This is a genomic window from Luteimonas sp. AC640a, from assembly GCF_979256585.1.
On the sequence record NZ_CEEDOV010000001.1, the window covers coordinates 12,365 to 38,301 of the forward strand.

Genomic DNA, 25,937 nt, shown 5'->3' on the forward strand with positions numbered 1-25,937 from the left:
CCAGCGACCCGCACGCCTAAATGAATTCCGTCCTCCTCTGGTTCCACCAACTCGGTTCACCCCCCACCTTCGACCGCTTCGCGCGGCGCTGGGCGCCTTGGGGCTATGGGCTGGGTCTGCTGACGATGGCCGTCGGCCTGTACGGCGCGCTCTATGTGGTGCCGGCCGATTACCAGCAGGGCGACAGCTTCCGCATCCTCTACATCCATGTGCCGAGCGCATGGATGAGCCTGGCCGTGTTCGCGGCGATGGCAATCTACGCCGCGATCGCACTCATCTGGCGGATCAAGCTCTGCGAAATCCTCGCCATGGCCTGCGCGCCGATCGGCGCCGCGTTCACCGTGATCACGCTCGCCACCGGCTCGATCTGGGGCCGGCCAATGTGGGGTACATGGTGGGACTGGGATCCGCGCCTGACCACCGAGCTGATCCTGCTGTTCCTGTATCTGGGCGTGATCGGCCTGTATCAGGCGATCGAGGACCGCCGCACCGCCGCACGCGCGGCCGGGCTGCTGGCGATCGTCGGCGTCGTGCTGCTGCCGGTGATCCGCTACTCGGTGGTGTGGTGGGATTCGCTGCACCAGGGCCAGACGATCCGCGTGTTCGGCGAATCGAGCATCGACGGCAGCATGCTGTGGCCGTTGCTGTGGATGGTGGTCGGCACCAAATTCTGGTTCGCCGGCTCGCTGCTGGCGCGCGCGCGCGCCGACAACCTGCGCCGCGAAGCCGGCAAGGACTGGGTGCGGGCCTTGGTCGCACCGACCGGAGACCGTGCATGACCTACATCGAATACGTCGTCGCCGCCTATGCGGTGTTCGCCGCCGTGCTGGCCTGGGATTTCATCGCGCCGCGCATCCGCACCGCGCAGCTGCTGCGTGCGGTGCGCCTGCTGGCATCGCGTCGGGCCGCCGCCACGACCGCGGCCGCCGACGACAACGCGGAGCTGACCCGATGAATCCGGTGCGTCGCCGCCGTCTGCTGTTCGTGGTCGCCATCGTCGCGGCCAGCGCCTTGTCGATGACGCTGATCGCGTTCGCGCTGCAACGCAATGTGTCCTATCTCTACACGCCGCACGAAGTACTGGGCGGGATCGCGGGCGCCGCGGTGTCGTCGGGCGAGGCGCGGTTCCGGCTCGGCGGCATGGTCGCCGGCGATTCGTTCTCACGCGCCGAAGGTTCGATGGAGGCGCGCTTCCGCGTCACCGATGGCGACGCCGAGCTGCCAGTGCGCTACACAGGACTGCTGCCGGATCTATTCCGCGAACACCAGGCGGTGATCGCGACCGGGCGCATGGACGGCGATACCTTCGTCGCCGAACAGGTGCTCGCGCGCCACGACGAGACCTATGTACCCAAGGAAGTCGCCGACAAGATGGGCCTCGCGCACGACAAGCACGGCATCGTGACGCCGGCCGACACGGACGCTGCGCAGTGATCGACGTGGTGCGTGGCGCACAGACCGGATTCGCCGATGCTGCCTGAGCTCGGGCAGATCGCACTGTTGCTGGCGCTGGTCGCCGCATTGCTGCAGACCGTGCTGCCACTGGTTGGCGCGCACCGCACTCTTACACCGTGGATGGCGACGGCGCGCCCGGCCGCGTACGCGCAATGGGCACTGACATTTCTCGCGTGGGCGGCGCTGACGGCCGCGTTCGTGCAGCAGGATTTCTCGGTGCGCTACGTCGCCGAGAATTCCAACTCGCTGCTGCCCATGGTCTATCGCTTCACCGCGGTCTGGGGCGGTCACGAAGGTTCACTGCTGCTGTGGGTGTTCGTGCTCGCGTGCTGGAACGCGGCGGTGGCGTGGTTCTCGCGCTCGCTGCCGGACGTGGTGCTGGCGCGCGTGCTCGCGATCATGGGCATGGTGTGCCTGGGGTTTCTCGCCTTCCTGATCTTCACCAGCAACCCGTTCGAACGCATCCTGCCGATGCCCCTCGAAGGCCGCGATCTGAATCCGCTGCTGCAGGATCCGGGGATGATCGTGCATCCGCCGATGCTCTACATCGGCTACTCGGGTTTCATGGTGCCGTTCGCGTTCGCGATCGCCGCCCTGCTCGACGGCAAGGTCGACGCGCACTGGCTGCGCTGGACGCGGCCGTGGACGAACGTGTCGTGGGCGTTCCTGACGATCGGCATCGCGTTGGGTTCTTGGTGGGCCTATTACGAACTCGGCTGGGGCGGCTGGTGGTTCTGGGATCCGGTCGAGAACGCGAGCTTCATGCCGTGGCTCGCCGGCGCGGCGCTGATCCACTCGCAAGCGGTGACCGAGAAGCGCGGCAGTTTCCACGGCTGGACGCTGCTGCTGGCGATCGCGACGTTCTCGCTGTCGCTGCTGGGCGCATTCCTCGTGCGCTCCGGGGTCTTGACCAGCGTGCACAGCTTTGCCGCCGACCCGACGCGCGGACTCTTCATCCTGGTGTTCCTCGGCCTCGTCGTCGGCGGTTCGCTGCTGCTGTACGCGCTGCGCGCGCCCGATGGCCGCGACGGCAAGCCGTTCGCCGCGACTTCGCGTGAAACGCTGCTGCTCGCCAACAATCTGTTGCTGGTCGCGGCTTGCGCGATGGTGCTGCTGGGCACGCTGTATCCGCTGCTGGCCGACGCGCTGAACCTCGGCAAGATCTCGGTCGGCCCGCCGTACTTCGGCCTGCTGTTCCTGCTGCTGATGGCGCCGCTGGTGCTGCTGTTGCCGTTCGGTCCGCTGACCCGCTGGCAGAACGAGGACATGTCGCGCCCGCTGCGCATGCTGCTGCCGTGGGCGGCCCTCGCGCTGATCGCGGCGACGCTCGCATTCTTCACCGCGCCGCAGGGCCCGTGGAAGGTCGCGATGGGCGTGGCCGGTGCGGTGTGGGTGGCCGGCGGCACGGCGCGATTCGTGTGGACCCGCCTGCGCGCGCCAAGCGGGCGCATGGGCGCGGAGATGACCGGCATGGTGCTCGGACACCTCGGCATCTCGGTATTCCTGGTCGGCGCGCTGCTGGTGGAGGGCCTCAATGTCCAGCGCGAAGTTGCGCTGCTGCCGGGCCAGTCGCTGGAGATCGGACGCGACGCGTTCGTGCTCGACAGCGTTGTGCATCACGTTGGTCCGAACTACGAATCCGACCGCGGCACGGTACGCATGCTGCGCGACGACCGTTTGGTGACGACGTTGCATCCCGAAAAGCGCACTTACGCCAGCGGCGGCCAGGTGATGACCGAAACCGCGATCCGTCCCGGCGTGTCGCGCGATGTCTACGTTGCGCTCGGTGAACCGCTCGGCGGCGGCGCCTGGGCGCTGCGCGTGCACATCAAACCCTTCGTGCGCTGGGTCTGGGCGGGCGCGTTCCTGATGGCACTGGGCGGCTTCGTGACCGCGGCCGATCGCCGCTTCCGCCGGCCGCGTCGCGAGAAGACCGCATGAGTGCCTCGCGCGCTCGCTGGCTGCCGCTGGCCGTGTTCGGTGTGATCCTCGCGCTGCTCGCCGCGGGTGTTTGGCTGAGCCGCAGTCCCGATCGCGACGCCCTGCCCTCGCCATTGATCGGCAAGCCGGCGCCGGCATTTCGGCTGCCCGTGCTCGGCGCACCGGAACGTCTGGTCACGCAGACCGATCTGCGCGGCACGCCGTATCTGCTCAACGTCTGGGGCAGCTGGTGCCCAGGGTGCCGCGAGGAACACGCGGTGGTCAGCGCGTTCGCCAAGACCGGCCGCGTACGCGTGATCGGCTTCAACTGGAAGGACGAGCCCGAAGACGCGACGCGCTGGCTCGCGCAGTTCGGCAATCCCTACGACCTCGTGCTCGCCGACTACGACGGCAAGGCCGCGATCGAATGGGGCATCTATGGCGCGCCGGAAACCTTCCTCGTCGATGGCGGCGGCACGATCCTGTGGAAGCACGTCGGCCCGATGACCGATGCGACCATTCGCGAGCAGCTGATGCCCCTCGTCGAACGACTGGAGGCGCCGTGATCCGCGCGGCATTGCTCGCGTTGCTGTTGTGTCTGACGTGGCCGCAGGCCGCGCGTGCACAGGTCGCGGTCGACGCCGCGCCGCTGCGCTTCGAGGACACGGCCGAAGAACACCGCTTCCACAGCCTCGTCGCCGAGTTGCGCTGCGTGATGTGCCAGAACCAATCGCTGGCCGATTCCAACGCGCAGATTGCCCACGACCTGCGCCGCGAAGTGCTGATGCTGATGCGCGAGGGACTGGATGACCCGGCGATCAAGGCGCATCTGGTCGCGCGCTATGGCGAGTTCGTGCTGTATCGCCCGCAGATCGGCCCGTCGACGTGGCTGCTGTGGTTCGGTCCGCTGCTGCTGCTCGGCGCCGGCGGCGTAGTGATCTGGCGCGTCGTCGCGTCTCGCAAGCAGGCAGCGCCGCTGCCGCCCGACGACACGGAGACCTGGTGATGCTGCTGTTCGTCGTGCTCGCGATCGTGCTGACGCTGGCGACCGTCGTCGCCCTGACCTGGGGGCTGCGCCGTGGCGCGTCGCGGGTGGCGATCGCGGTGACCCTGCTGGTGCCAGTGCTCGTGGCCGGTATGTACATGCTGGTCGGCACGCCGCAAGCGCTCGATCCCGCCGAGCTCGCCGCGCCCGATTCGCTCGACGATGCGATCGCGCGTCTGGAAACCGATCTGCAGCGCGATCCGCGACAGCCCGAAGGCTGGCTGCTGCTGGGCCGCGCATACGCGGGACTGGAGCGACACGCCGACGCGCGCGATGCGATCGCACGCGCGGCGAAGCTGCTGCCCGACGACGACGCGGTGCAGGTCGAAGCCGCGCAGGCGAGCGCGCGCGCAGCGCCGGATCGGCGCTTCGATGCGGCCGCGGTGCAGACGCTGCGCGATGTGCTCGCGCGCAATCCCGATCATCAACACGCACGCTGGTATCTGGGCATCGCCCTGCGTCAGGCCGGCGACGATGCCGGCGCGGTCACGACGTGGACACCCTTGCTGCCGCTGCTCGATGGTGCTGCTGCCGACGCGCTGCGCACCCAGATCGCCGTCGCGCGCACTGCCGCCGGCATGCCTGCGGGCGACGCATCGGCGACCACCGCAGCCCCGGCACCCGGCACGCATGCGTTACGCGTCCGCGTACGACTCGAACCTGCCGGCGCCACGCTGCACGGCGACGCGACGGTGTTCGTCATCGCCCGCCAGCCCGGCGGTCCGCCGATGCCGGTCGCGGTACAGCGCCATCCGGTCTCGGCACTGCCGCTCGATATCGTGCTGGGCGACGGCGACAGCCCGATGCCGACCCAGCCACTGTCGGCACTCGATTCGGTCGAGATCATCGCGCGCATCTCGCGCAGCGGTGACGCATCGCGCAGCGACGGCGACCTCGAATCCGCACCGGTGCGGGTGACGCTGCCGGCGCGCGATCCGGTCGAACTCGTCGTGCCCGCCGCAACGACGCCCTGACCGTCGCCACACACCGAGTCGCTACACTGGCGCGATGACCGAATTCATCCCGCCGGGCAGCCGCTTCATCGACCTGCCCTCGCCGTTCCCGATGAAGCGTGGCGGCGCGCTCCGTGGTGCACGCATGGCCTACGAGACCTGGGGCACGCTCGACGCCGAACGCGGCAACGCGATCCTGATCGTCACCGGCCTGTCGCCGGACGCGCATGCCGCCAGCCACGCCGACGACGACACACCCGGCTGGTGGGACGCGATGCTCGGCCCCGGCAAGCCGATCGACACCGACTGCTGGTTCGTGATCTGCGTGAACTCGCTCGGCAGCTGCAAAGGCTCCACTGGCCCCGCATCGAACAATCCCGACACCGGCGCGCCGTACCGGCTCGCGTTTCCGGAACTGTCGGTCGAAGACGGCGCCGACGCCGCTGCGCATGTCGTCGCCTCGCTCGGCATCGATCGCCTGGCCTGCGTGATCGGCAACTCGATGGGCGGCATGACCGCGCTTGCGTTGCTCGCGCGGTTTCCGGGACTCGCGCGCACGCACATCAACATCTGCGGCGCGGCGCGCGCATTGCCTTTCTCGATCGCGATCCGCTCGCTGCAGCGCGAAGCGATCCGCCTCGATCCGATGTGGCAGAGCGGCGCCTACACCGATGCCGCGTACCCCGAGAGCGGCATGCGCATGGCGCGCAAGCTCGGCGTGATCACCTACCGCTCGGCGCTGGAATGGGATGGCCGCTTCGGCCGCGTGCGGCTCGAATCCGATCGCCGCGAGGACGAAGAACCGTTCGGCCTCGAGTTCGAAGTCGAGAGCTATCTCGAAGGCCACGCGCGCCGTTTCGTGCGCCGTTTCGATCCCAACTGCTATCTCTATCTCAGCCGCTCGATGGACTGGTTCGACATCGGCGAAAGCTGCGGCGGCAGTACCGACGAGGGTCTGGCGAAGCTGCGCGTCGAACGCGCGCTCGCGATCGGCGTGCACACCGACATCCTGTTCCCACTGCAGCAACAACAGCAAATCGCCGACGGCCTGCGCGCCGGCGGCGTCGACGCGACATTCCTGCCGCTGGAGTCACCGCAGGGGCACGACGCGTTTCTCGTCGACATCGCGCGTTTCGGGCCTGCGATCGCTGGCTTTCTTGCTGCACTGCCGCCTGCAGCGCCCGCGGCCTCGGGCTAGACTCTTCGGATGCGCACAACACCCAGCATCACCGAGTGTCCCGACATCGCCTTCCAGGGGCGCGAACAGCTCATCGCAGCGATTGATGCCGCTATCTCTGCCGGCGACGACCACGCCGTCACCGCTGCCCTCCGCGGCGCGATGTGCAGCCTGATCCGCGACCCCGCGGTCGAACTACCGGCCTGCACGCAATCGCCGGTCGACGGCCATTACGCGCGACGCGAGCTCTATCGCAGCCCCGCGCACGGCTACAGCGTCGTCGCGATGACCTGGGCGCCCGGCCAAGGCACGCCGATCCACGATCATGACGGCCTGTGGTGCGTGGAAGGCATCTGGCGCGGCGCGCTGGAAATCGCCCAATACGAACTGCTGGAGTCCGATGGCGAACGCTTCCGGTTTCGTGCGGCCTCCGGCATGCAGGCCGGCGTCGGCAGCGCCGGCAGCCTGATTCCGCCACACGAGTACCACACGATCCGCAATGCGAGCCAGGACGCGGTTGCCGTGTCGCTGCACGTCTACCAGGCACCGATCGTGCATTGCGCACGGTTTCGTCTGGACGCCGATGACTGGTATCTGCGTTACGACGCGTCGCTGGTCGTCGACACCCTCGATTGAGCGCGCTGCGCGGGTGCGCTGCAACGTGAACAGGGGGGCGCATCCTGCGACCCCAGCCGCTACAGTGAGCCGGCTTTCCCCCGCTCTCTGTCGAGGCCGATGACCCGATCGCTGCTGACCGCCTCTGTGGCGATGTTGCTTGCCGCCTGCGGCCAGTCCCCCACCGTGCCCGACGCCGATGGCCGCGCCGTTGATGCGCTGGTCGACGCGCAGTTCGATGCGCTACTCGCCAACGATCCCGAAGCGATGACCATGCTCGGCATCGACAATCCGGATTCGCGTATCGCCGCCGGTCGCCTGACCGATGCCTCGCTGCTGCATCGCGCCGAATTGCGCGACACGCTCGCGGCAAACCTCGCTGCCCTCGACGACATCGACGACGATGCCTTTGCGCCCCAGCAGCAACGCACGCTGGAAATGGCGCACTGGTTCTATCGCAGCCAGGCCGATCTGCTCGGCTTCGACTGGTCGCCGGCCTGGTTGCCGCTGGGCACCAACCTCTATGCCGTCGACCAGCTGTCGAGCATTCCGATGTCGCTGCCGGGCTTCTTCAAAAACGCGCAGCCGGTGACCGGCGCGGCCGAAGCGCGCAACTACGTCGCACGGCTGCACGCCGTAGCGACGAAGATTGACCAGGTGCGCGACAACCTCGATCTGCAGGCGCGTCATGGCGTGATCCCGCCGCGCGTCGCGCTGGAAGGCGCGGCTCTGCAGATCCGTGATCTCGTGCGCGTGGGCGTGGACGGCAGCCCGTTCGTGCAGTCGTTCTCGCGCAAGCTCGACGGCGTGCCGGGTATCGACGCCGCGTTGCGCGAAGAACTGTTGGGTGACGCGCGCAGCGCGATCGAAGAGGCGACGCTGCCGGCCTACGCACGACTGCTCGCCCGCCTCGAAGCCGCCATCGCCACGCAGGATGCCGACAACGGCGTCTGGGCCTTGCCCGATGGCGACGACTATTACGCCGCCGCGCTGCGCTGGAACACCGGCGTGGGCATCGACGCGAGCCAGCTGCATGCACTCGGCCACGCCGAGGTCAGCCGCATCCGCGGCGAGATGGCCGCGATCGTGCGGGATCGTCTACCGCTGACAGAGATCGCCGCGCTGCCGACCGAGGATAGCGTCGATGCCGCGACCGAAGCAGCGGCGGCGAGCGTCACGGAGGAAGACCGCGAGGCCCTGCGCGCTTCCGTGCAAGCGCGGCTGGATACCATCGAGGCTGCATTGCCCGGTTACTTCAGCACGCTGCCGACGCAGCCGCTGGATGTCCAGCTGGCGCCGCCCGATGCGAGCGGCACTGCCGCCGTGTATTACATCCCGCCTGGCGGCGACGTCCGGCCCGGCACGCTGGTGCTCGATGTCGCACAGGTGCGTGCGCTGCCCGAAGGCGGGCTGCCGACGCTGGTCTACCACAACGGACTGCCCGGCCATCACCTGCAGGTCGGTCTCGCTCAGGCGCACATCGCGCTGCCGCGGCTGCGACGCAGCCTCGCGCCCACTGCGTTCACCGAGGGCTGGGCGATGTACGCCGAGCGACTCGCTGTCGAGATGGGCGTCTACGACGATGATCCGCAAGGCGATCTCGGCCGCCTGCGCGCCGAACTGGTACACGCCGCGCGACTGGTCGTCGATACCGGCCTGCACTCCGAACGCTGGAGCCTTGCGCAGGCACAGACCTATCTGCGCGATGTCGCCGGTTTGACCGAAGCGCAGGCGCGCAACGAAGCGCAACGACAACTGGTGCGTCCGGGCCGTGCATGTGCGCATACCGTCGGACTGCACACCCTGCTCGCGTTACGCAGTCATGCACGTCAGTCGCTGAAGAAGCGGTTCGACCTGCGCGCCTTCCACGGTGTGTTGCTGGAGAACGGCGCGTTGCCGCTCGATGTGGTGTCGCGCGCGGTCGATGCGTGGATCGCCGCGTCGAGGATCGAGGATGAAGGCGGCGCCGGCTGACGCGGCGCCCCACTGTCACTCGGTCAGCAGCCGCTTCACCTCGACCCGCAACGTGCGACCGCCTTCGATCAACCAGGCGCGTCCTTCGACGACGATGCCGTCGCCGACATGCGCCTTCTCGACCAGACCGTCCTCGACCGCGCCACCCGACGCGGCATCGAAGCGGACGTGCTCCGGCATCCGCGACACCGGCTGCGGGACGTCGGGGCGCAATGCAGGCGGCTGGTCTTCCACGTTCGAGACCATGTAGCCGTTCGGACACGGCGCGCGCACGCAGCGGATGTTGCTCAGATGCACACGGAACACGCCGTCGGCCAGACGCACCTGACCATTAGGCTGCGACGGCACGGTGTGGGTTCCCGCCGGCAACGCGACTTCGCGTTCGGCGACCGGTTCCGCATCGGCAACGCGCGTGGCGGGCTGACTTGCGCAGGCGGCTGCAGCCAGCGGCAGCAGCACCGCGAACAGGACCTGCAGACGGCGCGCGCGCGCGGCTGAAGGACGTGGCCGCGCAAGCATCCTGGCCGCCATCCGTTGCGGCTTCATTCGATCGTGCATGTCCCCTCCCGGGCTCCCGGCCCTGCGCCGGCACGCGCATCATGCCGGGCCGCATGTTTGAAGAACGCAAAGACGCCGGGATTCAGGCCGAGCCGCGCTTCCGCTATACTTCCGCGTCCGTGCCGGAGTGGCGGAATGGTAGACGCAGCGGACTCAAAATCCGCCGCCCTTAAAAGCGTGCGGGTTCGAGTCCCGCCTCCGGTACCAGTCGACGGCCCGCGTATGCGGGCCGTTGCCGTTTCAGTCCATCGAAACGCGTGCGCGCGGAGCCATCGACCCTCGCGTCACACGCCGGATCTCTCGGCTAGCATGCCTGCATGTGCCTGATCGCCATCGCCTGGAAAACTCGCGCCGATCTGCCGCTCGCGTTGATCGCGAACCGCGACGAATTCCACGAACGCCCGACCGCGGGCGCCGCGTTCGATCCGCAGCATACGGGCGTCTACGGCGGCCGTGATCTCGTGCAGGGCGGCAGCTGGCTGCTGGCCTCGTCGCGACGCCGGCTGGCCGCGGTGACCAACGTGCGCGCAGGCAGCGTGCCGGAAGCAGCCGCGCTGTCGCGTGGCTGCCTGGTGCGCGATTTCGTATCCGGCGGCGCATCGGCAGCCGACTTCGCGCAGGGTCTGTCAGAGACAGCGCAAGCCTATGGCCGCTTCAACCTGCTGGTCTGGGACGGCGATGCGCTGTGGTTCGCGAGCAATCATCCGCGCTTCGATGCCGCGCCGGTCGCGCCGGGTCTGCACGCGATGTCCAACGGCGCCTTCGACGCTCCATGGCCCAAAAGCACGGGGGCGACGCGGACGCTGGCGGCCTGGCTGGAGACGACTGCGGACGGCGGGCTGCCGGCATCGATCGACGATGCAGCGCTGGCGCCCCTGTTTGCCGGTCTGCGCGATACGCGGACGGCGCCGGATGCGACGTTGCCGGATACCGGCGTCGGACTCGCGCTGGAGCGGCGCCTGTCGCCCGCGTTTATCGAAGATCCTCGCTATGGAACGCGCTGCAGCAGTGTGGTGCTGGTGGATCGCGATGGCGTGCTGTTCTGCGAACGGCGCTTCGATGCGAATGGTCAGGTGATCGATACGTCGCGGCGGCGGTTGAACACGCGAAAACTATAACGCCCGATGTCGCGCATCTGCGCTCGCTGGCAATTGCGCCCGCGCTGCGTACACCCCCACCCGACCGGCCTCCGCAGACGTGCGAAAGCGCTGTCTCGGCGAGTCAGCACGCGGACTACTGTTACTCGGCCGCATGCGTTCAAGCTTGCTGCGATGCGGTTTCATGACTCTCCCTACCCGCGGGGCCGGCCGGGTGGGGGCAATCCGTGCGAGTGGATCAGGCGCTATCGAGCGCAACGATGATGCCGATGCACTCAGTTCGAAGTCGCCTCACACCGCACCGGCGCATCATTTTCCAGCGCCTGCTCCCAACCGTTGGGATTGCGCGTCGCAACCGTGTTGTTGATGCAGCTCTCGCTCTCGCCCGCCTGACGCGCGGTCATCGGCCCCGAGAGTCGTCGTACGCCATCGTCCACCGGCGTCACAGCTGCCAACGGCGCGCCCGCAGTGTCAGGCGCCGCAAGCTGCGCCGCGTCGGGATTCGGTGCTTCGGCCACGGGCTCGGGCTGCGCGAGCGGCGCATCCGCAGCAGGCGCCGGCTGGGCTGGCGCCACTGTTTCGACAGGCATCGTGTCGACCGGCGTCGGCGCCTGCTCGACGACCGCCGGCGGTGCAGCGTCAAAGCGGTCACGCAGCATGCCGCCGATGGCATCGGCGACGAGACTGCCGACCAGCACGGCGAGCGCGATCGGCAGGAAGAAGGCCCAGGGGGATACGGCATCACGGTCGTAGCGCATCGTCGGCTCCAGAAACCTCAGGGTCACACCGGCATTTCAAATGCCGGAAGCGAAGCGCGAGTCTGCCGTATTTCCGCGGCCGCCCGGTGCTTCGGGGACAGCGCCCTCGCATGTGGATGCACGCGTCCGGGCTTTGTCGGAAAGAACCACTACCCGGGGGACGCTCAGGGACGCGGCCACGGCCACCAGCCGCGACCGGTCAATGCATAACGATCGGCGGCGCGTTCGAAGCGGTTACGTACGCTGACCCCGCCGAACAGCAGGTACATCGGCAGGAACAATGGACCGAGCACCATGTACTGGTACACGTGTGCGCGTTCGTGGTCGGCCAGCTGGATCGGCGCGTCCTCGCACCAGGCGGCGCGATGCGCGTAGGTCGTGCAGCGCACGTCCAGTGAGTCGCCGGTGTGCAGGATCACGTTGCCGAAGGTGATCGCCCCGCCAGGCCCCCAGGGCCAGCGGTCGAACACGAGTGCGAGATCCGCGCGACGCAAGCGGCAGCACGCGCCGAACGGCAATCCGACGACGCCGCCAACGAGTCCGATCAGCGTATTGGGCGCCGTCCAGATCGCGCCGAGCAACAGCGTCGCGGCGCGCACCGCCGGATCCACGCTCAGCCCTCGCCTTCCGGCATCAGCATCCACAGCAGCAGGTAGACGAGCAGACCCGGAAACGCGGCGGACACCACCGAAATGATGACGAACAGCGCGCGTACCACGGTCGGGTTCCAGTCGAACCGACGGGCAATGCCGCCGGCGACGCCAGCGAGCACGCGATCCTCGCGCGTGCGACTCAATGCGGGCGATGTCGACATCAGTGCGCGCACGCGGGACACAGGCGCGTCATGCGCGCTGCGCCAGCCAGTCGTGGATCGCCGACGGCACCTGCGTCTGCGCGCGACCCGACACGTAGATACCGATATGTCCGCCACGGAACGACAGCTCCGAGTAATCCTGCGTGCCGACAAGCCCGCGCAGCGCGCGCGAGGCGTCGGGCGGCACCAGATGGTCCTGCTCGGCGAAGATGTTGAGCACCGGCATCTCGACCAGTCCTAGGTGCACTTCGCGATCGCCGATGACGATGCCGCCGTTGACGAAGCCGTTGCCCTGGTAGAACTGCTTGATGTACTGGCGGAAGGTTTCGCCGGCCTGGTCGGGCGAATCGAAGATCCACTTTTCCATGCGCAGGAAATCCTCCAGCGCAGGCGCGTCGTCGAGGATGTCGACCACGCCGACGTACTTCTGCACCAGCAGGCGCCACGGCTTCAATGTGAGGTAGCACGCGTTCATCATGTCGGCCGGCACGTTGCCGAGCGTGTCGACGAACAGGTCGACATCGAGATCGCGCGTCCAGTGCGCAAGCATGTTGTCGTCGGTGTGGAAATCCACCGGCGTGACCATCGTGATCAGATTGCGCACGCGCTCGGGATGCAGCGCGGCGTAGCTCAGTGCGAAGGTGCCGCCCTGGCAGATGCCGAGCAGGTTGATCGCATCGAGCCCCGCGCTGCGACGCAGGTGATCCACCGCGCCGCCCAGAAAACGTTCGATGTAGTCCTCGAGCATCAGGAATCGATCGGAGCGGTCCGGATAGCCCCAATCGAGGATGTAGACATCCTCGCCGCGTTCGAGCAGGCCCTTCACGATCGATCGGTTGTGCTGCAGGTCGACCATGTACGGGCGGTTGACCAGCGCATAGGCGATCAGCAGCGGCACGCGCGCGGTGGGCGCCTTCTCGCCGATGAAGCGGTACAGCACGACCTTGCCGTCGCGCCAGACTTCCTGCTTCATGGTCGCGCCGTAATCGAAGTCACCGACCTCGCGCAGCGTGCGCAGGCCGGCCCCCAGCTTCTGCTGGACGCGCGCGGCTTCGTCGGCAATGCGATCGGGCGTGATGTGCAGCGGTCCGGTCATGGTCAACGCTTCCCTTTACGCGGCTTGCCGCCCTTGCCCTGCAACGGCTCGGGCGCGATTGGAATCGGCGAGATGAAGCCGAGGTTGGGCAGGCTGGCGACGCGTGTCGGCGACCGTGCTGTCTTGCGCGACGCGCGCGCCGGCGCAGTCGGTGACTGCGTCGTGCGACGGGCGGACCGCGTGCTGCGCGCGGATGTTTTCTTGGCCGCGGCAGGACTGCGACCGCGGGGACTCGCTGCGGATCGCGACTTCGCTGCCGGCGCGGGCTTCGACACAGCCGTCTTCGCAGGTGTTGTCTTCGCGCCGGCCTTCTTCGCCGGTGCGACTTTCTTGGCAGGCGCTTTCGTGACGGCGCGCTTGGCCGTGGCGTTCTTCGCGGCCACTTTTTTGGCCGCGGTCTTCTTGACCGCAACCTTTTTCGCCGCCGACTTCTTCGCAGGCGCTCGTTTCGCGGCTTCCCGTCTCGCAGCCGGTTGCGCCGGCGCTGCGTCCTTTGCCGCAACACGCGGCTTGGACGCCACCGGATCGGGCGCCGGCGTCACGACACGCGTCGGCCCCGCGGGCCGGCGTGGCGGCACGCTCGATGTGGCGGCAGCATGCGCGCCCGCACCATCCACTGCATCGAGACGATCACGCATCCGGCGCAGGGCTCGTTCCAGATCGGCGATCTTGCGGTGCGCGCCGTCGAGCTCGGTGCGCGTCGGAAGGTCGAGCACGCGGCAGGCCTGTTCGACCTCGCGCTGCACGGCCTGACGCAGGCGCATCTGACCGCCGACCATCTCGGCATACGCCTTCCGGAACGCGGGCGACAGCGCAACGTCGGCATAGGCCTCTTCGGCGGCGTCGATCCATAGATCGAACAGCGCGCGAGGCGTTTCGATCGGGGTTGCCGGATCGCGCGTGGCGAGCTTGCCCTCGAAGATGCCGAACGCGGCCGTCGACGCCTGCATGAGCAGCGTCTGGTAACCCTGCTGGCTGCTCTGGTATTCGGAGAACGCGCGACCGAGGTGCTGCCAGCGCTCCTGATGTTCGCGTGTCAGACCAAAGGTCGGAAGCGAGAACGCATCGCGTCCACCGCCGCCCATCGCCTGGCCGGCACCGGCGGCGTCGAGCCAGGGCTTGAGCCGTTGCAACCACGTGTCCCAGCCTTCGATGCCCGGACCCTGCAGGCCACCGAACATCCTGCCGACGGGGTTGCCGCCCATGGCCTCGCGCCACGCTGCGGTGATTGCCGCGGGCGATGCCTCACGGCCCACGAATCCCGCAGCGACGCGTTGCATCTGCTCGACCCAGGGTCCGGCCATCGACTGGACGTGCCGCAGCGCATCGGCCCCGGCGTCGGGCGCCTGTGCGCCGCCTTTGAACCACTCCGACGGGTCGCCCCAGGGCGGCGCGCCCACACCCGGAGGCGCGGCGCCCATCGGGTTCCAGTCGTTCCCCGGCATCGTGCGCTGCAAGGCATCGCGCCACGCATCCCAGTAGCGGTGCGCGAGGCGCTCCAGATCCGCGACCTGCGCGTCCGGTCCCTGTCCCATGTTGAACATCGTCGACTCCTGCGAACCGCGTTCGATCATAGCAACGCCGCGTGGCGCCGTCGGGTCAGAACTTGGGAATGCGCAGCGTCTTGCTGACCATCATTGCGCCGGAGGCCGCGAATACCAGCACCAGCGGATGCAGCAGCCAGGGACCGAGGCGCAGCTCACCCAGCCACAGCGCACTGCCAATGCTGCCCTGCCATGCCGCAACCGCAAGCAGGACGACCAGCAGCAGGCTCGACGGGATCGGCGTGCCCTCGAAGAACTTCACCTTGTCGCTGCCCTGCGACAGCGTCTCGGCGGTCACGTTGTAACGCGCGAGGCGACTGACACCGCAGCAGACGAAGCCGGCGAGCACGAGCACATCCCAGCCGCCCTGCATGCCGCAGGCATAGGCCAGCGCCGCCGGGGCGACACCGAACGAGATCACGTCGGCCAGCGAGTCCAGTTCCCGGCCCAGCGTGGAGGCCACCTTGCGCCAGCGTGCGACGCGTCCATCGAGCGCGTCGAAGATGAAGGCCAGCGGGATCAGTGCCATGCCGACCAGCAGATCACGCACGCTTCCATCCTGCAGGTAACGCATCGCCGCGAAGACCGCGCCGGTGCCGCAGAAGGCGTTGCCCAGCGTGAACCAGTCAGCGAGCTGGAAGTCGCGGAGCATCGAAAAGTGGCGGGGTCGGGACATCGGGGCTCCAGGGGATGGCGTCGGGCGATGGTGCCCGGCTGGACCATGCGGTTGCGTGAGTATTGACAGGAAGATATCAATTCGATATCAATTCATAAACCACTCGAGGATGCCGCGATGCAAGAGAACCCGATCCGCTCCCTGCCCGGCATCCCGGTCCTGCTGGTCCAGCTGATGGTCCTCGCCCTGTGCGCGTGGACGCTGATGGGCACCGGCGGCGTGCTGCCGGTCGTCGCGATCGTCGTCGCCCTGGCGACCGCGTTCACTCTGATCGGCCACTACATGATCGAACCCAACCAGGCCGCAGTGCTGAGCCTGTTCGGCAAGTACGTCGGCACGGTCAAGGACGCCGGCCTGCGCTGGAACAACCCCTTCTTCACCAAAAAGAAGGTGTCGCTTCGCGTGCGCAACTTCGAGAGCGGCCGACTCAAGGTCAACGAGCTCGACGGCAGTCCGATCGAGATCGCCGCGGTCATCGTCTGGCGCGTCGTCGATTCGGCCGAGGCGGTGTTCAATGTCGACGATTACGAGAGCTTCGTGCACATCCAGTCCGAAGCAGCGCTGCGCGCGATGGCGACCAGCTATCCCTACGATCAGCATGAGGATGACCAGATTTCGCTGCGCAGCCATCCCACCGAGATCTCCGACCGCCTCAAGGAACACCTCGACGAACGCCTGACCGCGGCCGGCGTCGACGTGCTCGACGCGCGCATCAGCCATCTCGCCTACGCGCCGGAAATTGCCCACGCGATGCTGCAGCGACAGCAGGCAAACGCGGTCATTGCCGCGCGTACGCGCATCGTCGCCGGCGCCGTCGGCATGGTCGAGATGGCGCTGGCGGAACTGGAGAAGAGCGGCGTGGTCACGCTGGACGAGGAGCGCAAGGCGTCGATGGTCAGCAATCTGCTGGTCGTGCTGTGCAGCGATCGCGGCACCCAGCCGATCGTCAACACGGGTTCTCTGTACTGATGGCCCCGCACCACCTCGCCGCGCTGGTGTTCGCGTTGATGGCGGTACCGGCGTTCGTGTCGGCGCGCTGGCTGGTGCAGGGCCGTCTGCCGCTGTCGAGCGGCAGCAGCGGCATGACCGTGCGCGACAAGGCCGTCCTGGACCACAAACTCGCACGGCTGTTGCGCATGATCGGGCTGGCGATGCTGGCCACTGCGGTCGGGCTTGCGCTGTGGGGCGATCAGGAACGCCGTTTGCTCGTGTTGATCGTGGTGATGTTTCTCGCGGTCAACGGCCTCGCCGCGGCCTGCATCTTCACCGTGGCCAGCGCCAAGCGCCGCGCGCGAGGCGGTCGCGGGTGAGCGACAAGAAGGCCTATCCGCTGCGCATCAATGCCGCGATCCTCGCGGCCGTGCAGCGCTGGGCCGACGACGACCTGCGCAGCGCGAACGCGCAGATCGAATTCCTGCTGCGCGATGCGCTGCGACGCGCGGGCCGTATCGCGCCGCCAGCCGAACCCGAGCCGGAACCGAGCAAGGACACCGATCATGAGTGAACGCTGGCATTACAAGGTCGAGGAAATCAAGGTCAGCCTGCTGGGTGGCCTCAAGCCGGCGGCCATCGAGGAGCGCCTGCAGGCGCTGGGGCTGCAGGGCTGGGAACTCGTGAACGCCGTGCACACCGCGCCTGTCGGCCCCACATTGCTGTTCCTGAAGCGTCGGACATGACCTTGGCCCTCCATGCGCCGCGCCCGCGGCAGGACCTGCGCATCGCGGTGCTGCTCGCCGCTGCCAGCGCCGTTGCCACGCTCGCAGTGATTCCCTATCTGCTGCAGATCGATGCGGCGCGGATGACCGGCAATGGCGCGATCCCGCTGCCTGCACTGGTCGCGATCCAGGCAATGTCGATGTTCATTCTCTGCGCGCTGCTCGCCTGGGCAGGACTGCGCGTGGGCCATCGCGTCGGCCTGGGCGCGCCGCTGCTGCAGCACTGGGTCAGCCGCCATGGCGAGGCGCGCATCCGTGATCGCAAACCATTGCAGGCGATCGGTCTGGGGGTTGCTGCCGCGATCGCGATCCTGGTGCTGTCGCGGGTATTTGATCCGCTGTTGTTACCCACGACCGACGTTGAGATGACCGACATCGCAGGTGCGCGCAATGCGCTGTACGGGCTGATGGCCTCGTTCCATGGTGGCATCGTCGAAGAACTGCAGCTGCGGCTGTTCCTGATGACGCTGATCGCATGGGCCGCGACCTGGTTGCTGCGCAGGCGTGCCGGCTTCGACGGCACGTTGTCGCCTCGCGTCGCGTGGGCCGCGATCCTGGTCGCCGCGCTGCTGTTCGGCCTCGGCCATCTGCCGACCGCATCGATGGTCTGGGGCCTGGACGCCGGCGTCGTGTCACGCACCCTGCTGCTCAATGGCATCGGCGGCATCGTGTTCGGCTGGCTGTACTGGAAGCGCGGTTTCGAGATGGCCGTGCTGTCGCACTTCACGGCCGACCTCGTGCTGCACGCATTGGTGCCCCTGCTGCTGCCGCAGAGTGTGCTGTAGGAAGGCACGCTCCCATCCTGCTTCTTACCCAACGCCTGACGAAAGCACTCGATCATGCGCACCCGTTCCCGGCTGCCTGCTGCCCTGCTCTGCACCACCACGGGCAGTGCGTTTGCCCAGATGGCGACCGCGACCGCAGAGGCCGCTGAGCCGCTGCTCCCCGCATGCTCGAACAGCTGGACACCGTCGCCTACGTCTCTTTCGACCCGCAGATGATCGCCGCCGATGCATTGCGCCAAGTGCAGACACAGATCGCCGCGGGCGGTCTGGTCATCTCACGCGACGCCACGCGTCACACAGCATCGAGACATGACGGTCTTGGTGACACGCGTCCATCGCCTACAGGCGGCCTCGATGCGACGGTCGCGCTCAACGCAGAAGGCTACGTGCCGGCCTGCATTCCGTACCGGCTGCCGCAACAGCCTGCCGTCACCGACAGGCGACGCTAAGCTGTAGCCATGCACGCCAATCCGCCGCCCCGGTTTCTGCTCAACACCCCCGACATCGAACTCTGGCCCGCGCGTCTGCTGCGTGCGCGCAGCAATCGCGATGCGCGAGTGCTGTCGCGCGCGACCCAGGTGTTGCGACGCAAGCGCGATGGCGCATATCTCGCCGCTGTGCTGCCTGAAGGCGTGATCGGTCTGATGCCGCGCTGGCAGCGCGAGGCCGGCATCGATGACGCGCTGGACCTGCTGGATGCCGGCGCGTTACCGGCCCCGCAGTCTTCGGCGCCGGACCTGCCGCTGTCGCAGGTCGAGGCGCGGCTGGAGGCGCTCGGTCTCGATGCCGACGACTACGCTGCGCGCACCGGCCTGCGTCTCGTCGCCGAACCCGCGTGGCTGACGCTCGCCGGGTTCGATCGCTATCGCCGTCCCTTGTGGCTGGAGACGGGAACCGCCCGCGCCTGGCACGACATGCGGACAATCGCGGCGCGCGACGGCATCGCGCTCGATGCGGTATCCGGCTATCGCAGCCATGACTACCAGCTAGGCATCTTCGATCGGAAACGCGCGCGCGGCCTGTCGCTCGACGACATTCTCGCGGTCAACGCCGCACCCGGTTACAGCGAACACCACGCCGGCAGCGCCCTGGACATCAGCGCGCCCGGGGAGCCGCCGGCCGAGGAATCGTTTGAAAAGACGACGGCTTTCGAATGGCTGACCCGCCACGCCCCCGATCACGGCTTCACGATGAGCTACCCGCGCGACAATCCGCACGGCATCGTCTACGAGCCCTGGCACTGGCGATACCGGACAGCCGCAGACTGAGCGGCAACTGCTCCGCAATCAGCGCCGCAATGCGGCCACCGCCTGCAGCAGCCAGCCGAGCATCGTCAGCATGCCGCCCCAGGGCGCGAAGAAAGACGGCCCGCCGAACAGATGGCGCGACACCAGCGCGCCGGCGAACAGCAGCGTGCCAAGCAGCAACGCCGCCAGTGAAAGGAATTCGAGTGTGCCGCGCACCGCGCGCCCAAGCACCACGAGTGCGATGCCGTGGCCGAAGGCGAATACCGCCGCGGTCTGCAGCGCCGCGCGTGCGTCGCCGTCCACCGCATGTGCCGCATAGGCCGACAGCCCAACCGACACCCCCGCCAGCAGCGCGCCGGCCGCGACCAGTCCACCGACGTGCCGAGCGTTGCGTCCAGATCCGATGCCCATTGCCTGCTCCAATGCCGCATGTGCGGCGAGGTGTGGACCATCCGTCGAGAAAACGGCGGCCCTGAAACGACACACGCCGCATCCCGGAGGATGCGGCGTGTGATGCACAGCCTGCGCGTATGTGCGCCTGATTACTCGGCAGGAGCCGCTTCAGGTGCCTCGGCAGCCTCGGCAGGCGCCGGGGCTTCAGCAGGAGCCGGCGCTGCCGCCGGAGCCGCTGCGGCAGGTGCCGCATTCGGATCACGCAGCGTCCAGAACACTTCGAACTCTCCGTTCTCGGTGAACGCGGTGTCGATGCCGTTGGTGTAGTTCTCGTACGGGCGATCGGTGACTTCGTAGCCCTGCGTCAGCGCCCAGGCGCGGACGGCATTGCGCACGTTGTCCAGCTCGGCCATGAAGCCCTTGTAGCTCGCCTTGGCGACGCGAGCGCGCGGCACGAACATCGCCTTCACCGGGCCCAGCAGTTCCAGACCAGTCAGCTCGACGGCGTCGGTGGTCGATGCAGCGACCGGCGGCGCGGCGGCCGCAGTCTCGTCACCCTCGGCGGCTGCGGCAGGCGCAGCAGACGCGGCCGGACCGGTGCCCTTCTTGCGGACCGGCAGACCGATGTCGAACGTGTAGGTCTCACGACCCAGTTCGGTGGTGATGATGCGCAGCGGACCAGCGGCCTCGAGGTTGTTGGCGGCCATGGTGCGGTTGATCCACTCCACGTTGGCCTTCATCGAGTCCTGGATGACCTGGTTGTTGCGCTCGACCGCGCCGGCGGCGACGACCAGCAGGTTCTCGGCCGGACGATCGGCAGCGGCCAGGTTGGCCAGCGTGCTGCCTTCAGCGCGGTAATCGACGTTCGGCACCGCGGCCAGCATGTTGGTCAGACGACCCAGGCCCAGCTTGATGCCGTCGCCGACGTTACGGCTGACATACAGACCGGCGAAACGACCCAGCAGATCCCAGCCGTAATCAACGCTGTAGCTCTGGGTGATTTCGATGTTGCGGTTGTTGCGACCGGTCGGCTTCAACGTGAAGGTGGTCTTCTTGTTGTTGCCGCGGGTCGGGTTTTCCACGGCGTACACCACGCGGGTGCCCGGCTCGGATTCGGTGATCTCCCAGCTGCCGTCGCCGACACGCTTGAGGCTCGAGCTGTAGTCGATGCGGGCACCGACGCCGGCTTCTGGACCGGAGACCTTCAGCGTCGCATTCGGGTCATAGGCGGTGACCGGCGACCAGTCCTTGAAGCGGAGCACGCTGTTGAGCGTGTCGAACACGATCGTCTGACGACGGTTGGTTTCCGCTGATTCGGTCAGGGTGCGGCTGGAGGGAAGCAAAACGGCCACCACGAGAAACAGCACGGCGACGATGACGCAGGAAATCAGCAGTTCGAGCAGACGGGTCATTCAGAGTTCTCCAGGACCAAATCCGGCCTGAGGCGGCACAGACCGGCAATCGTATCAAGTTGCGTGTAACCGGGCGAGTGCAATCAAGCATCGATTCGCGAGTGGGCCCAACCTGCGCCATGCGCATCCGCGAACCGCCGCCACGCCAGGCGACGGCACATTCAGCAAGTCGATGTCGGCGCCCGGTGAAGCGGCCGCGTGATGCGGCGTACGGGCAGCAGAGGTTCCACTGCGAACGGGGCGAGGCGCTAGAACTGCCACGCACCCTTCGACGGGCGCGCGGGTCACTCAGACCAGTTGCAGTTCAAAGGCCTTGAGTACAGCGCGGGTGCGGTCGCGCACGCCGAGCTTGGACAGGGTGAGCAGGGCCCGCTTGCGAGGCATCGCCTCGCGGGCCACGCGAACGCCCGCCGTGCTGCGGCGGGCCGGACATCCTGCCGTCAGACCAGTTGCAGTTCGAAGGCCTTGAGCACGGCGCGGGTGCGGTCGCGCACGCCGAGCTTGGACAGGATGTTCGACACATGGTTTTTGATCGTGCCCTCGGCCACGCCCAGCGAATTGGCGATTTCCTTGTTGGAAAAGCCGCCAGCCATCAGGCGCAGGATCTCCGTCTCGCGATCGGTCAGCGGATCCGGCTTGTCGAGACTGACGAATTCGTTGCGCATCTGCTCCAGGCCCGTCAGCAGGCGCTGGGTCACCGCCGGCTGCACCAGCGAACCGCCGCCGGCGACGGTGCGGATCGCGCCGACCAGTTGATCCAGCGACACGTCCTTGAGCAGATAGCCCTTGGCGCCAGCCTTGAGCCCGGCCAGCACCAGCTGATCGTCATCGAACGTGGTCAGGATGATCGTCGGCGGCAGCGTGCCCGCGCGCGACAGCGCCTGGATCGCCTCCAAGCCCGACATTGCCGGCATGCGCATATCCATCAGCACGACATCGGGCTTGCACTCGGGAATCGTCTCGACCGCCTGACGGCCGTCGGAGGCCTCCGCGATCACTTCGATACCGCCGTCGAGCGCGAGCAGCGAGCGGATGCCCTGGCGCACCAGGGTCTGGTCGTCGACCAGGCAGACTCGGATCATGGTGCCTCCCATTGAAGATTCATGCCGGCGACTGCGCTTCGCCCCGGCGCGCAGCATCGCGCAGCCCGGTCGCATCCGCCAGCGGCAGTTCCAGTTTCAATACGAAACCGCGGTCGGGCGCGGTTTCCACCTGCAGCGTGCCGCCGTATGCGGCCAGGCGTTCGCGCATGCCGGTCAGACCGTTGCCGATCCGCGCCGCCTCCGCGCCGCGGCCGTCGTCGCGCGCATCGACACGGATGGTGTCGCGATCCTGGCTATAGCGCAGGCGCAGCAGGCTCGCGCCGGAATGGCGGACGGCATTGGTGATGATTTCCTGCGTGCAGCGCAGCAGCACATGCGCGCGTTCCGGATCGTCGACAACGAACTGCACCGGCAACTGCATGTCGACCTGCAGACTGGGCACATGCTCGGCGAGCGGCAGCAACGTCGCGCGCATGTCGATCGCATCGTCGTCGCGCAACTGGCTCACCGCCTCGCGCACATCGCTGAGCAACAGCTTGGCCAGGGTCTGCGCCTGCCCCACGTGTTCCTGCGCCTGGCCGCTGGCGAGATGGCTGGCGATCTCGAGATTCAGGCTGAGGGCTGTGAGATGGTGGCCGAGTAGATCGTGCAGTTCACGCGAGATGCGGGTGCGCTCGTTCACGCGCACGCTCTCGGCCAGCAACGCGCGGGTCGCGCGCAGCTCGGCATTGAGCCGGCGCTGGTTCTCGCGCGCCTGCGCCTGCTGGTGGGCGACGAAACCGGTGACGAAAGCGAATCCGGTGAAGCCGACGTACAGCGCCGCCTGCAACACGGCTTCGGGCCAGGTGAAATCGAGGCCGCGTACATAGACCGGCACGATCACGAGCTCGCAGGCCACCAGCAGCGCAACGCCCACCCACAGCGGCAGCAGCCACGGCAGCACGCAGGCCACGACCATCAGCAGGATGCTGCCCAGGCCACTCTGGCTGGAATAACTGATCGCGATCGCGCTGCCGGCCAGCAACAGCACCAGCAGATGATCGAACGCGCGGATCCGACGCTCACCCAGCCCGCGGGTCAACCAGGCATAACTCAGGCCGAAGACCGCCCACGCCGCCCAGGTCGGCCAGCTGTCGAGCACCAGACGCAAGCCGCTGTCGGTCAGTTGCTCGACCGGTGCCAGTGACAGCATCAACAGCGGCAGGCCGATCACCGCCCAGGTGAACAGGCCGGCGACACGCAATAGACGGTTGTGGTTCAGATCACGGAGCATGCCGGCATGTTAGGCGCATGTCGCCGCGTCCGGACGGGCCTGAAGTCATGCAGGCGATGTCGCCGCCGGTCGCCCGGTGGTCCCCGGCATGCAATAATCCGCCCTTGTGCGACGCGCAGCGGCAGGAGCGCCGCGACCGGTCGTTTCGCGCGTCCATCGGTTGTCTCTGGAGTCTGGAATGTCGATCGTCGTCCGCGACGTGCATGCGCACGAGCTGGATTCCATCCTCGAACTCAACAACGCTGCCGGTCCCTCGATCCTGCCGCTGGATGCGGCCCGTCTTCGCCACCTGCATGACACCGCCGAGTACTTCCGGGTCGCCGAACGTGATTCGGCGATGGTGGGGTTCCTGATCGGCTTCGGCGCCGGCAGCGGTCACGACAGCAGCAACTTCCGCTGGTTCGAATCGCACTATCCCGATTTCTTCTATATCGACCGCGTCGTGGTCGCCAGCCGCCGTCGCGGCGGCGGTGTGGGACGCGCTTTCTATGCCGACGTGCAGAGCTATTCCGAGGTCCGCCACCCGCTGCTGACCTGCGAAGTGTTCCTCGAACACGACAACGATCCGGTGCGTCTGTTCCATGGCAGCTTCGGCTTCCGCGAGGTCGGCCAGCACGTGATGCCGGGCACCGACATCCGCGCCTCGATGCTGGTCAAGGACCTGTGCAGCTATGCATGGGTGCGCGAAACCTACGGCGGCGCGCTGCCCGACGAACCCTGGCTGGGCCGCCCCCGCGTGCCTGCCCGCACCACCGAGGAGACGAAAGCCTGATGGCGTCCCGCCCCGCCCCCGCCGCCGATTTCGAACCGGCCGGCGAACTGAAGATCGGCCAGGTCGGCATCGCCAACCTGCGTGTGCGCACGCTCGACGTCGCGCGGCTGGCCGAGGAGATGCGCAGCCGCGTGACGCGCGCGCCCAAGCTGTTCGACCGCGCCGCGGTGATACTGGATTTCGGCGGTCTGGCCGAATTGCCCGACAAGACCACCGCACAGGCCCTGATCGACGCACTGCGCGACGCCGGCGCGCTGCCGGTTGCGCTGGCCTGGGGCAGCCCGGCCAACGCCGCGCTCGCCGAAGCGCTGGACCTGCCGGTGCTGTCGAAATTCCGCGCCCAGTACGAAAACGCCGACGCCGTGCCCGCACCCGTGCCGTCGCGCGCAGCGGCTGCGCCGGAGCCGGCCGCCGCGCCGCCGGCCACGAAGGTGGCGGCCGCGGCCGGGGAACCGGGCCTGGTCCAGGCAGGCGCCGTGCGCTCGGGCCAGCAGCTCTACGCCCAGAATCGCGATCTGACCGTGCTGTCCTCGGTCGGCGCCGGCGCCGAAGTCATCGCCGACGGTTCCATCCATATTTACGGCCCGTTGCGCGGCCGTGCACTGGCAGGCGCACAGGGCAGCGCGACTGCGCGTATCTTCTGCCGCAGTTTCCACGCCGAACTGGTCGCAGTAGCGGGCCATTACAAAGTGCTGGACGATATTCCCCGCGAACTCCATGGCAAGGCCGTCCAGGTCTGGCTGGAGCATGACGAATTGAAGATCGCCGCACTCGAGTGACGGCGACACACCAGGAGATGTGTTTTGGCTGAAATCATCGTAGTCACCTCGGGCAAGGGCGGCGTCGGCAAGACCACCAGCAGCGCGAGCATCGCCATCGGCCTCGCCCGTCAGGGCAAGCGCACGGCGGTCGTGGACTTCGACGTGGGTCTGCGCAACCTCGACCTGATCATGGGCTGCGAGCGCCGCGTGGTGTACGACCTGGTCAACGTGGTGCAGGGCGAAGCCTCGCTCAAGCAGGCGCTGATCAAGGACAAGCGGTTCGACAATCTGTACGTGCTGGCCGCGTCGCAGACCCGCGACAAGGACGCGCTGACCACCGAAGGCGTGGAACGCGTGCTCAAGGAACTCGCCGACGACGGTTTCGAATACATCGTCTGTGATTCGCCGGCCGGTATCGAAAAGGGTGCGTTCCTGGCGATGTACTTCGCCGATCGCGCTGTCGTTGTGGTCAATCCGGAAGTGTCGTCGGTGCGCGACTCCGACCGCGTCATTGGTTTGCTGCAGTCCAAGACGCGCCGCGCCGAGAACGGCGAGCGCGTGCAGGAGCACCTGCTGCTGACCCGCTACAGCCCGGCGCGCGTTGAGACCGGCGAAATGCTGTCGATCACCGACGTCGAGGAAGTGCTGGGCCTGAAGACGATCGGCGTGATTCCGGAGTCGGGCGACGTGCTCAATGCGTCGAACAAGGGCGAGCCGGTGATCCTGTCGGCCGAGTCGAACGCCGGCCAGGCCTACGACGATGCGGTTGCACGCCTGCTCGGCCAGGAGCGCCCGATGCGCTTCACGACCACCGACAAGAAGGGCTTCTTCAGCAAGCTGTTCGGAGGCTGATC

The 25,937-nt window shown here is 67.7% G+C and carries 31 protein-coding genes, 1 tRNA gene and 1 pseudogene; 22 read left to right on the forward strand and 11 right to left on the reverse strand.

Going from position 1 to position 25,937, the window contains the following annotated elements:
• Positions 1-20 precede the first annotated feature (20 nt).
• The 10 genes from ccmC to ACZ9YD_RS00105 all read left to right on the forward strand — a co-directional run bounded on the left by ccmC (position 21) and on the right by ACZ9YD_RS00105 (position 9,139).
• Positions 21-779, forward strand: a complete 759-nt coding sequence (ccmC, locus tag ACZ9YD_RS00060; protein WP_465073097.1) for a heme ABC transporter permease CcmC — start codon at positions 21-23, stop codon at positions 777-779.
• Positions 776-955 carry a heme exporter protein CcmD gene (gene ccmD, locus ACZ9YD_RS00065; protein WP_465073098.1) on the forward strand — a complete coding sequence of 60 codons (180 nt, stop codon included), beginning with the start codon at positions 776-778 and terminating at the stop codon, positions 953-955. The genes ccmC and ccmD overlap by 4 nt, the downstream gene beginning before the upstream one ends.
• Entirely contained in the window at positions 952-1,434 is a 483-nt protein-coding gene (gene ccmE, locus ACZ9YD_RS00070) for a cytochrome c maturation protein CcmE (RefSeq protein WP_465073099.1), read from the forward strand. Before ccmD ends, ccmE begins: the two co-directional genes overlap by 4 nt.
• A 36-nt stretch (positions 1,435-1,470) precedes the next feature.
• Positions 1,471-3,396: a heme lyase CcmF/NrfE family subunit gene (locus tag ACZ9YD_RS00075; protein WP_465073100.1), complete on the forward strand. Its 1,926-nt coding sequence runs from the start codon at positions 1,471-1,473 to the stop codon at positions 3,394-3,396.
• On the forward strand, positions 3,393-3,941 hold the full coding sequence (locus ACZ9YD_RS00080) for a DsbE family thiol:disulfide interchange protein (protein WP_465073101.1): 549 nt from the start codon (positions 3,393-3,395) through the stop codon (positions 3,939-3,941). Before ACZ9YD_RS00075 ends, ACZ9YD_RS00080 begins: the two co-directional genes overlap by 4 nt.
• A complete protein-coding gene (locus ACZ9YD_RS00085) occupies positions 3,938-4,381 on the forward strand; it encodes a cytochrome c-type biogenesis protein (protein ID WP_465073102.1) in 444 nt (147 codons plus the stop codon). Before ACZ9YD_RS00080 ends, ACZ9YD_RS00085 begins: the two co-directional genes overlap by 4 nt.
• The gene (locus tag ACZ9YD_RS00090) at positions 4,381-5,394 is read left to right on the forward strand and encodes a tetratricopeptide repeat protein (protein ID WP_465073103.1); all 1,014 of its coding nucleotides are present in this window, start codon (positions 4,381-4,383) and stop codon (positions 5,392-5,394) included. The genes ACZ9YD_RS00085 and ACZ9YD_RS00090 overlap by 1 nt, the downstream gene beginning before the upstream one ends.
• Positions 5,395-5,428: 34 nt before the next feature.
• Positions 5,429-6,571: a homoserine O-acetyltransferase MetX gene (gene metX, locus ACZ9YD_RS00095; protein WP_465073104.1), complete on the forward strand. Its 1,143-nt coding sequence runs from the start codon at positions 5,429-5,431 to the stop codon at positions 6,569-6,571.
• Between the two features lie 9 nt (positions 6,572-6,580).
• Positions 6,581-7,186, forward strand: a complete 606-nt coding sequence (locus ACZ9YD_RS00100; protein WP_465073105.1) for a cysteine dioxygenase family protein — start codon at positions 6,581-6,583, stop codon at positions 7,184-7,186.
• Positions 7,187-7,285: 99 nt separating this feature from the next.
• The gene (locus ACZ9YD_RS00105) at positions 7,286-9,139 is read left to right on the forward strand and encodes a DUF885 domain-containing protein (protein ID WP_465073106.1); all 1,854 of its coding nucleotides are present in this window, start codon (positions 7,286-7,288) and stop codon (positions 9,137-9,139) included.
• A gap of 15 nt (positions 9,140-9,154) precedes the next feature.
• Here the strand turns inward: ACZ9YD_RS00105 and ACZ9YD_RS00110 are convergent, their stop codons facing one another.
• Positions 9,155-9,697 carry a hypothetical protein gene (locus ACZ9YD_RS00110; RefSeq protein WP_465073107.1) on the reverse strand — a complete coding sequence of 181 codons (543 nt, stop codon included), beginning with the start codon at positions 9,695-9,697 and terminating at the stop codon, positions 9,155-9,157.
• A gap of 121 nt (positions 9,698-9,818) precedes the next feature.
• On the opposite strand from ACZ9YD_RS00110, the gene ACZ9YD_RS00115 reads away from it, so the two are divergent.
• Together ACZ9YD_RS00115 and ACZ9YD_RS00120 are read left to right on the forward strand one after the other, a co-directional pair.
• Positions 9,819-9,904: transfer RNA gene (locus ACZ9YD_RS00115), tRNA-Leu, on the forward strand.
• Between the two features lie 110 nt (positions 9,905-10,014).
• Positions 10,015-10,815, forward strand: coding sequence for an NRDE family protein (locus ACZ9YD_RS00120; protein ID WP_465073108.1), 801 nt, complete (start codon positions 10,015-10,017; stop codon positions 10,813-10,815).
• A 254-nt stretch (positions 10,816-11,069) separates the two neighbouring features.
• Here ACZ9YD_RS00120 and ACZ9YD_RS00125 read toward each other — a convergent pair whose 3' ends face one another.
• The 6 genes from ACZ9YD_RS00125 to ACZ9YD_RS00150 form a co-directional block, all read right to left on the reverse strand.
• Positions 11,070-11,552 carry a hypothetical protein gene (locus tag ACZ9YD_RS00125; protein WP_465073109.1) on the reverse strand — a complete coding sequence of 161 codons (483 nt, stop codon included), beginning with the start codon at positions 11,550-11,552 and terminating at the stop codon, positions 11,070-11,072.
• A gap of 164 nt (positions 11,553-11,716) precedes the next feature.
• Positions 11,717-12,151, reverse strand: a complete 435-nt coding sequence (locus tag ACZ9YD_RS00130; RefSeq protein WP_465073110.1) for a hypothetical protein — start codon at positions 12,149-12,151, stop codon at positions 11,717-11,719.
• A 14-nt stretch (positions 12,152-12,165) separates the two neighbouring features.
• Entirely contained in the window at positions 12,166-12,366 is a 201-nt protein-coding gene (locus ACZ9YD_RS00135) for a PspC domain-containing protein (RefSeq protein WP_465073111.1), read from the reverse strand.
• 28 nt (positions 12,367-12,394) lie between these two features.
• Positions 12,395-13,462, reverse strand: coding sequence for a class III poly(R)-hydroxyalkanoic acid synthase subunit PhaC (gene phaC / locus ACZ9YD_RS00140; protein ID WP_465073112.1), 1,068 nt, complete (start codon positions 13,460-13,462; stop codon positions 12,395-12,397).
• A 2-nt stretch (positions 13,463-13,464) separates the two neighbouring features.
• A complete protein-coding gene (locus tag ACZ9YD_RS00145; protein WP_465073113.1) occupies positions 13,465-15,006 on the reverse strand; it encodes a poly(R)-hydroxyalkanoic acid synthase subunit PhaE in 1,542 nt (513 codons plus the stop codon).
• 55 nt (positions 15,007-15,061) lie between these two features.
• On the reverse strand, positions 15,062-15,682 hold the full coding sequence (locus tag ACZ9YD_RS00150) for a CDP-alcohol phosphatidyltransferase family protein (protein WP_465073114.1): 621 nt from the start codon (positions 15,680-15,682) through the stop codon (positions 15,062-15,064).
• A 117-nt stretch (positions 15,683-15,799) separates the two neighbouring features.
• On the opposite strand from ACZ9YD_RS00150, the gene ACZ9YD_RS00155 reads away from it, so the two are divergent.
• The 7 genes from ACZ9YD_RS00155 to ACZ9YD_RS00185 all read left to right on the forward strand — a co-directional run bounded on the left by ACZ9YD_RS00155 (position 15,800) and on the right by ACZ9YD_RS00185 (position 19,450).
• Positions 15,800-16,651: an SPFH domain-containing protein gene (locus ACZ9YD_RS00155; protein WP_465073115.1), complete on the forward strand. Its 852-nt coding sequence runs from the start codon at positions 15,800-15,802 to the stop codon at positions 16,649-16,651.
• Positions 16,651-16,992: a hypothetical protein gene (locus tag ACZ9YD_RS00160; protein WP_465073116.1), complete on the forward strand. Its 342-nt coding sequence runs from the start codon at positions 16,651-16,653 to the stop codon at positions 16,990-16,992. Before ACZ9YD_RS00155 ends, ACZ9YD_RS00160 begins: the two co-directional genes overlap by 1 nt.
• The gene (locus ACZ9YD_RS00165; RefSeq protein ID WP_465073117.1) at positions 16,989-17,186 is read left to right on the forward strand and encodes a type II toxin-antitoxin system antitoxin; all 198 of its coding nucleotides are present in this window, start codon (positions 16,989-16,991) and stop codon (positions 17,184-17,186) included. Before ACZ9YD_RS00160 ends, ACZ9YD_RS00165 begins: the two co-directional genes overlap by 4 nt.
• Entirely contained in the window at positions 17,179-17,358 is a 180-nt protein-coding gene (locus ACZ9YD_RS00170) for a DUF4177 domain-containing protein (protein ID WP_465073118.1), read from the forward strand. The genes ACZ9YD_RS00165 and ACZ9YD_RS00170 overlap by 8 nt, the downstream gene beginning before the upstream one ends.
• Entirely contained in the window at positions 17,355-18,182 is an 828-nt protein-coding gene (locus ACZ9YD_RS00175) for a CPBP family intramembrane glutamic endopeptidase (protein WP_465073119.1), read from the forward strand. The genes ACZ9YD_RS00170 and ACZ9YD_RS00175 overlap by 4 nt, the downstream gene beginning before the upstream one ends.
• Before the next feature lie 164 nt (positions 18,183-18,346).
• Complete coding sequence (locus ACZ9YD_RS00180; RefSeq protein ID WP_465073120.1) at positions 18,347-18,631, forward strand: hypothetical protein; 285 nt, start codon at positions 18,347-18,349, stop codon at positions 18,629-18,631.
• A 9-nt stretch (positions 18,632-18,640) separates the two neighbouring features.
• On the forward strand, positions 18,641-19,450 hold the full coding sequence (locus ACZ9YD_RS00185) for a M15 family metallopeptidase (RefSeq protein ID WP_465073121.1): 810 nt from the start codon (positions 18,641-18,643) through the stop codon (positions 19,448-19,450).
• Positions 19,451-19,468: 18 nt separating this feature from the next.
• On the opposite strand, the gene ACZ9YD_RS00190 is transcribed toward ACZ9YD_RS00185, so the two are convergent.
• From ACZ9YD_RS00190 to ACZ9YD_RS00205, 4 genes and pseudogenes are all read right to left on the reverse strand, one after another.
• Positions 19,469-19,840: a DUF423 domain-containing protein gene (locus tag ACZ9YD_RS00190; protein WP_465073122.1), complete on the reverse strand. Its 372-nt coding sequence runs from the start codon at positions 19,838-19,840 to the stop codon at positions 19,469-19,471.
• A 242-nt stretch (positions 19,841-20,082) separates the two neighbouring features.
• Positions 20,083-21,234, reverse strand: a pseudogene (locus tag ACZ9YD_RS00195) (polyketide cyclase); the annotation flags it as partial.
• A 440-nt stretch (positions 21,235-21,674) separates the two neighbouring features.
• A complete protein-coding gene (locus ACZ9YD_RS00200; RefSeq protein ID WP_232137691.1) occupies positions 21,675-22,316 on the reverse strand; it encodes a response regulator in 642 nt (213 codons plus the stop codon).
• Between the two features lie 19 nt (positions 22,317-22,335).
• On the reverse strand, positions 22,336-23,550 hold the full coding sequence (locus ACZ9YD_RS00205; protein WP_465073123.1) for a sensor histidine kinase: 1,215 nt from the start codon (positions 23,548-23,550) through the stop codon (positions 22,336-22,338).
• 178 nt (positions 23,551-23,728) lie between these two features.
• Between ACZ9YD_RS00205 and ACZ9YD_RS00210 the strand changes: the two genes are divergently transcribed.
• The 3 genes from ACZ9YD_RS00210 to minD are packed head-to-tail and all read left to right on the forward strand — an operon-like array spanning position 23,729 to position 25,935.
• Positions 23,729-24,322 carry a GNAT family N-acetyltransferase gene (locus ACZ9YD_RS00210; RefSeq protein WP_465073124.1) on the forward strand — a complete coding sequence of 198 codons (594 nt, stop codon included), beginning with the start codon at positions 23,729-23,731 and terminating at the stop codon, positions 24,320-24,322.
• On the forward strand, positions 24,322-25,101 hold the full coding sequence (gene minC, locus ACZ9YD_RS00215; RefSeq protein WP_465073125.1) for a septum site-determining protein MinC: 780 nt from the start codon (positions 24,322-24,324) through the stop codon (positions 25,099-25,101). Before ACZ9YD_RS00210 ends, minC begins: the two co-directional genes overlap by 1 nt.
• A 24-nt stretch (positions 25,102-25,125) precedes the next feature.
• The gene (gene minD / locus ACZ9YD_RS00220) at positions 25,126-25,935 is read left to right on the forward strand and encodes a septum site-determining protein MinD (RefSeq protein ID WP_232137697.1); all 810 of its coding nucleotides are present in this window, start codon (positions 25,126-25,128) and stop codon (positions 25,933-25,935) included.
• Positions 25,936-25,937: the final 2 nt, after the last annotated feature.